General features: G+C 48.1%; 3 protein-coding genes and 1 pseudogene. All 4 read left to right on the top strand.

Annotated features, from left to right (window positions below; translation table 11 throughout):
• Positions 1-539 (top strand): PAAR domain-containing protein (locus tag D6877_RS18890; protein ID WP_130911746.1); only part of this gene is annotated, 539 nt, incomplete at its 5' end.
• Positions 540-549: 10 nt separating this feature from the next.
• Positions 550-1,332: pseudogene (locus D6877_RS18885) on the top strand (hypothetical protein).
• Positions 1,317-1,673, top strand: coding sequence for a hypothetical protein (locus D6877_RS18880; protein ID WP_125917633.1), 357 nt, complete (start codon positions 1,317-1,319; stop codon positions 1,671-1,673). Before D6877_RS18885 ends, D6877_RS18880 begins: the two are co-directional and overlap by 16 nt.
• 1,925 nt (positions 1,674-3,598) lie before the next feature.
• Positions 3,599-6,286, top strand: coding sequence for a TrlF family AAA-like ATPase (locus D6877_RS18870; protein WP_130911744.1), 2,688 nt, complete (start codon positions 3,599-3,601; stop codon positions 6,284-6,286).
• The last annotated feature ends 71 nt before the right edge of the window (positions 6,287-6,357 follow it).

Below are 6,357 nucleotides of genomic sequence, written 5' to 3'. Positions count from 1 at the left end.
ACCCAGCCGCTCGTAAAAGCGATCCCTCCAGCTGTCCTGTTCCAGGGCACGGAACGAACCCCATCGCGACAGGTTCGCCCGACGTGTTCTTCGATGGTTTGCCCGCAGCTCGCCAAGGTGATTCATGTACCTGCGGCAGTGCGCTCTCTTCGGGGCTTTCCTCAACCGTTTTCATAAATGGCAAAAATGCTGCCACGATCAATACGGGCGGTACGCACGGCAGCATCGTAATAGGTGGGTCGAGCACAATCATCATTGGTGATACGCACACCCCTTGCGACTTTGTCCCGCCGGAACCTCTAATCGGGCAAGCCAGATGGATTGGCTTCAGAATTCCTGCCGAGGAAAGCTATGAGGGACTGTCTTGTGTCGCCCACTTTGATGATGGTTCATCACTCCCGGGGGTCTTCAACAAGGACAATGCGGTCAAATTCGCAAATCCGTCGGGCAAGACGTGCCTGATGCTCAAATTCGAGGAAGAACAGCTCGCAGAAGGCTCGTCTCTTACTGAAAGCCTTTTGAGCAAAATATTGGGATAAGGACCGTCCTATGACCGAACCGTACATTGTGACAGGCAGCTACGTAGTCCAGCGCGAGCACGCCCTTCAGGACTCGCCACTCGACAGGGCTCTGGAGCTGATGGAGGGCACTGCGCTGAGATTTTCACTGGATGCGATCTCTGATGAAAAGATCAGGGCGAGCTATCTCAAAAATATCAAACGCATGTCTCTATAAACGATAGAGGATGTGAAAGCGGGAAAGATTACCGCCCAAGAAGGGGTGGCGTTCAGTCATGAGATGCGAAACAAAATCTTGATGGAACATCGCAAGTTGACCTCTGCTCAGGGTTTGGCGGTGGTTCAAAGGAAGAAGCAAGATGGCAGGACGCTGAAGTGGCTACTGGATCGCTACTCAAATGATCTCTTCAAAAAAAGTTACGAGACCCTTTCAGCGGCAGAGCAGCAGAAGGTTCATTACACCATTCTGGAAGCTGCCGGTCGGGATGATGCGAAATTCACCAAGGGCACCAAAAAAATGGTGATTATGGGCAAGCTCGGCGTTCTCGTGACCGCCGCCTTGGCGACGTATCAAATCCTGGAAGCTGATAACAAACCTAAAGAAGCGGCTCGGCAAGGGATCATAGTGGGCGGCGGCGCCGCAGGCGGCCTCCTCGCTGGCGCAGGAGTCATAGCATTGTGTGGTCCCGGCGCTCCTATATGCGCAATCGCGGTGGTCTTGGTCGGATCTGTTGCCGGCGGAGTTGCTGGAGGACTGGTCGCGGATTCGCTGGATGAAGAGCTGGAGGAGTTTTCTCATTGGGACATCTTCTGACTGAACCACAACTGACAAACGTCAGAGCCGCACTTTCTGAGCCGTTCAACCATTTTCCTACTGATTACGACTATGTTGCTCGTCAGCTCAAAGGCGTTGATCCAGCGGTGCTCTACAAGATTTTTTATTCAGAAGTAGCGCCAGTGTGTTTCACAAACATTGCGGCAGTCCTGCCTACTGTGTGGACTGGATTCGACCCGAATTGGCTCAGGGCCGAAATAGAGGAAAGGCTCGCAGCGCGACGGCGCAATTGGTTTCGCAGGCAGTACGACAAATTGTTGGTACGTTGGTTGGAGTACAACTATGACTACATGTGGAAGGAAATAGCCTCTAGGCTATGAGGCCGGGGTCACGTGTTACGTGGGTAACGTTCGGTGCCCCGCGACTGAGGGGGAAACCAGCATTTCAGGTGTCTGCGATGCAGTGATTTCGACTGCTTCAACTGCTCTCCAGTCGGTACGAGGCTTCAATGATCAGCGTTGCACCACCCACTTCTCTCCAGACGAAAAAAGGTCCTGCTTTCGCAAGACCTTTTCTCCATGTTGGTGCCGAGGGAGACTGGAGTCTTCCATATAAACCATGGCCTACAGCCAGATTATTCAGTTGGGGATACACGCGGGGATACAGCTTACTTGGGCCTATGGTTGCACAACCCTAGGTCAAGGCATAAACGAACGGCATATCCCCGGTGCTTTGCCAAGAACCTAGCTGGTGTGGCAAGGATTGCAGCAATGGTAGCAACCATTAATTTTCAGTTTGGGGTTTGCTCCACGAGCGGCGCTAACAGCGCCGGTGCAGGTAAGGTGATTTCCGAGTGATACCTGATTCTCCAGCTGCGGCATGAACCTGCAGCCAGTCGTCGTGTTGTGCACTTCGTAGTCGCCGTTCGCTTGAACATTTCTATTTACGATAAACGATTGCATTAGCTAGTCCTCGCTTCCGTGTGTCGGATCGGTAGTGACTCAACTTCTGATGAGCTGGTCGTGGTCAGCGATGACCAGCAGAGATGGAGGTTAGCCTTAGGATGGCAGAAAGCAATCAGTAGCCAGAAAATCGCCGGGGACCCTGGGACTATCTGAAGAACACGGGGTCGGAAACCCGCGGGACTTCGTTAGTGGAAGGTTTTCAAAGTTACTGAAATTTCAACGATTGAAATCGAAAGAATTCTGCTGAAAAGAGGCCATCGTTACAGCATCGGTAACGATGGCCTTTTGTGTTGATGATTATGGACACCTAGAGCCGTCAACCGAGTCAACCTGTCAACCAACATAAAAAAATCAGCCACTACCAAGATCGGGCGGATTTTAAGCCCCGTGTCATTCGGAAACGCGCAGGGTCCCCGGCGACCTCCCATTATCTGTGCAGCTGCACTGGTGAACTGGGTGTTCACCCGGTTCACCTGTTCACTAAGCTGGGCACCTGTCCGCTAACAAAGCCCCGCGGGTTTCCGACCCCGTGTCTTTCAGATCTGCTCAGGGGCCCCGGCGCCCTCTTGAGACTTCGGGTGTTCATACAAGTAAGCGGTGTGTTAACACCTCATCAGTTCAGATCCGCACACCTTTTCGCTGAAGCGGTTCGGGTTTTCGATGCCGTGATGACCTAAACCCTTTAGGGGGGGCCAGAATCATTAAGCCAGATCAATGCGGGAACTTCTTCGCTGGAGGAACTCGATCTCCGGGGGAGAGGGGTGGAATACACCTTTGATGTGGTGTAACTCGTGTTACTGGTGTAACAGTTGTGGTTAACCATCTGAAAACAAAGAGAATTTCAGCGTTACACGCATCTGAAACCCTTCGTGGTGAAGGTGTAGCACTGGCAAATCGTGTAACGCATTCATTCACCGTAGGCTCGGTGTTCCTAAATTTTAAGACTTCGGGTTCTTGAACTATGAGGAGCTCGGAAACGATTTTGATGTTGCGAAGGGCCTTGATACCCTCCCTCAGTCCATATTCGTACTTTAAATAAGCGTCGACTGAATTCACGTTCGTTGATCACGGCCATCCCTGTGCGTCTGTTAATCAGAGGCATCAAGCGGCGTTTGGGAGTGGAACAGAAAACATCATGCGACATCGTGTTCCAAAAAGCTGGCTATCTGCTATTGTCAGATAAGATTTTTTCAAAAACGGAATGAGAGGAAGAAATCATATCTGTGGCGGTGATGACAGCAATTGTGAAGCGGAGAGAGGTGTAGTTTCACAAAGCTTGTTTGTAGGTTGTTCTGGTAACGGCTGCGATAATCATAATAATTAAACAGAGAAGGATTGATATGAACGAAATTTTGCAAGAATGTTTGTCTCATCCGAATGGCGCTCAGTTCTATCGTGGTGACCTTCATATTCACTCCTTCCAGGCGTCCCATGACGTTACCGATATCGATATGAACCCTGTCGAAATCGTCGCAACTGCATTGCGCGAAAATCTGGCCCTCATTGCCGTTGCGGATCACAATGAAATTAGCAATGTCCATGCAACAATGGTTGCAGGTGCTGAAGCAGGTGTTCTGGTAATTCCTGCTGTTGAATTGTCAACACCTGAAGGCCATTTATTATGTTACTTCCCTACTTTGGAGGCACTACAGAAATTTCACGGTAGACTGAATCTCGCAGATCGGGGAACACCCAACAGCAGATGTAGCGACGCAATGCTAGCATGTTTAGATAGCGCAAAATCATTGGGAGGTTTCTGCATATTAGCTCACGTGGATGGCGGCAATGGACTTGAGTCTAATCGTCCTGGTGGTTCGCCTCACAAGGTTGATATTATTTGTCATTCTGCGTTGTTAGGAATAGAGCTAAAAAGCTCTGACTCAAAAATCTCTTATGCTTTGGGCGATCCTGAATCTGTCCGCGCTCAAATTGGAAGTCAGAGAATTGATAAGTTAGGGTTGGGCGCAAGGCAGTATCTCGCAAGAGTGCTGAATTCCGACTCGCATACATTGAATGTCCTAGGCAGAAACGCTGCTCAAGCCAGAAAATTAACTCGCTACAAGATGACGGAGCCGACCTTTCAGGGATTGCGCCACGCACTCGAAGAATGCGACTCTCGAGTTCGTTTGGAAGATGAAGTTCCCACTGCAACCCCATTTGTGCTGGGTGTTTCTATTAATGGTGGTTTTTTAACTGGTCAAACGATTCACTTCAGCAGCAATCTTAATTGCATAATTGGCGGTCGAGGCTCGGGGAAATCCACTGCCTTCGAAGCAGTTCGCTGCTTGACTGGCACTGAATCGGAAGCTGAAGTTGTTGATTCAGAAGTGTGGCCTCAGCAACTTCATCTATTTTGGCAAGATGAGGCTGGTCAGCGCCATTCATTTGCTCGACCGATAGGCGGTAGTCTTGAAAATTTAGATGATGAAGGGGAAGGGCCCTTAAGTTTCGATATCGACTGTTTCGGACAGGGTGAGGCCGGAAATGTTCGTGAGCAAAGCAGGACAGATCCTCTTGCACTGTTGAAGTATCTTGATAAATTTACCCGCGTACAAGACGCCTTGATTGAGGAAAAGGCTGCAATAAAAATGTTGTCTGATATAAGTGGAAATATCGTAAAAGCTGAATCGAATGTTGGGCAAATACCGCAAGTACAACGTTCATTGTTAGTCACGAGACAGCAGTTAGCAGCTTTTGAAGCGGCGCAGGGAAAAGACGTCATACGTTTGCAAAGAAGTTTGTCTGCTGAAAAGGCAAAAAGAGCTAGTGTCAATGAAAAAATGGCTGGGTTAAAAACATTAATATCGGGAGAATCTGCTAAAGAAATGGTCGAAGCTATTTGTGCTGTTGTTCGTGACGCAGAAATAATCGCTGGGGTAGATGAGGCCAAAACGATAGATGACCAATTAATTAGCTTTTCCACTGAAATGAATGCTGCTTTACAATCAATTTCTGTAGCCTACGAAAGCCTAAGTGAATTAGTTTCTACGTCATTACAAAGTTGGGCACTTAAGGAACGGCCAATACGCGATGAAATTGACATAAAGAGAAATGCCTTGGAAGCACAGGGGATTAAGCTGGATATGGCATATATCACTAAGCTTGCTACCGAGGAAAGCACCTTGCTGGCATCACTTGAAAAGTTGGAAAAGTGGGTGCCTTATCTTGAGAAAATGCAGGCTGAGTATGCCGTTGCTCTAAAAAATCGGTGGATTTGTCGTAGGGTAGTATCAAATTTACGACAGGCGTACGCAGTTAAGGCATCTAGGGCGCTGGACGAGGTATTGTCTGATCTGAAGGTGAAGCTTCAATATGCAGACGGTGGCTATTCTCAATCAGCAGTAGGAATTATTGCGAGCGCAATGGGGTGGCGTACCTCAAATCAATCAAAAGCCCGCGCCCTTATCGAAGGACTGACAATTCCGGTGTTGTTGGAAATAGTATCGAAGGGACAAGTTGCAAGGCTGACGAGTATTGAAGTTAGCCCTGGTATTAAAATGTTTTCTACTGGTGATGCGCAGGATGTCGTAGATAAGCTAAAAGAGCCGTCAGTAAGATACTCTCTTGAGCAATGCGATATTGATGATTTGCCAAAGCTGACAGTTTCTCGACAGATAGATAATGGTGCTGGCGCAAAATTCGTGCAGCGAGAGTTTGCACAGCTGTCGCTCGGACAGCAGCAGTCAGTGCTTTTAGCCCTAATACTTTCCTCAGATAGCACTCGTCCGTTAATTATTGATCAGCCAGAAGATAATTTGGATAGTGAATTCATTGTTCAAACCTTCGTTCCAGTTTTGCGAAGAGCCAAAGAACGTCGGCAAGTTATAATTGTAACTCATAATGCAAATATTGCAGTCTTAGGTGATGCTGAGCAATTGATTGTTTTAAAAAGCACTAGTGACAAAAGCACGGTAATATCTAGAGGTTCTATAGATGATTCTATAGCTCGTGAATCTGCATGTAAAATATTGGAAGGTGCTCGGGAGGCTTTTACAAGAAGAGCAAAAATATACGGTGTGACACTCTAAAGCATTTTGGAGTCGACAGGTTTTCGTGATGGTTTATCTTTAGATACCTTGTTACATAATTATATCTGACT

This window comes from Pseudomonas sp. Sample_9, from assembly GCF_004307535.1.
GTDB classification, from domain to species: domain Bacteria; phylum Pseudomonadota; class Gammaproteobacteria; order Pseudomonadales; family Pseudomonadaceae; genus Aquipseudomonas; species Aquipseudomonas mercuritolerans.
The sequence above is the reverse complement of the archived record's forward strand: the minus strand, read 5'-3'. Positions and strand labels throughout refer to the sequence as shown.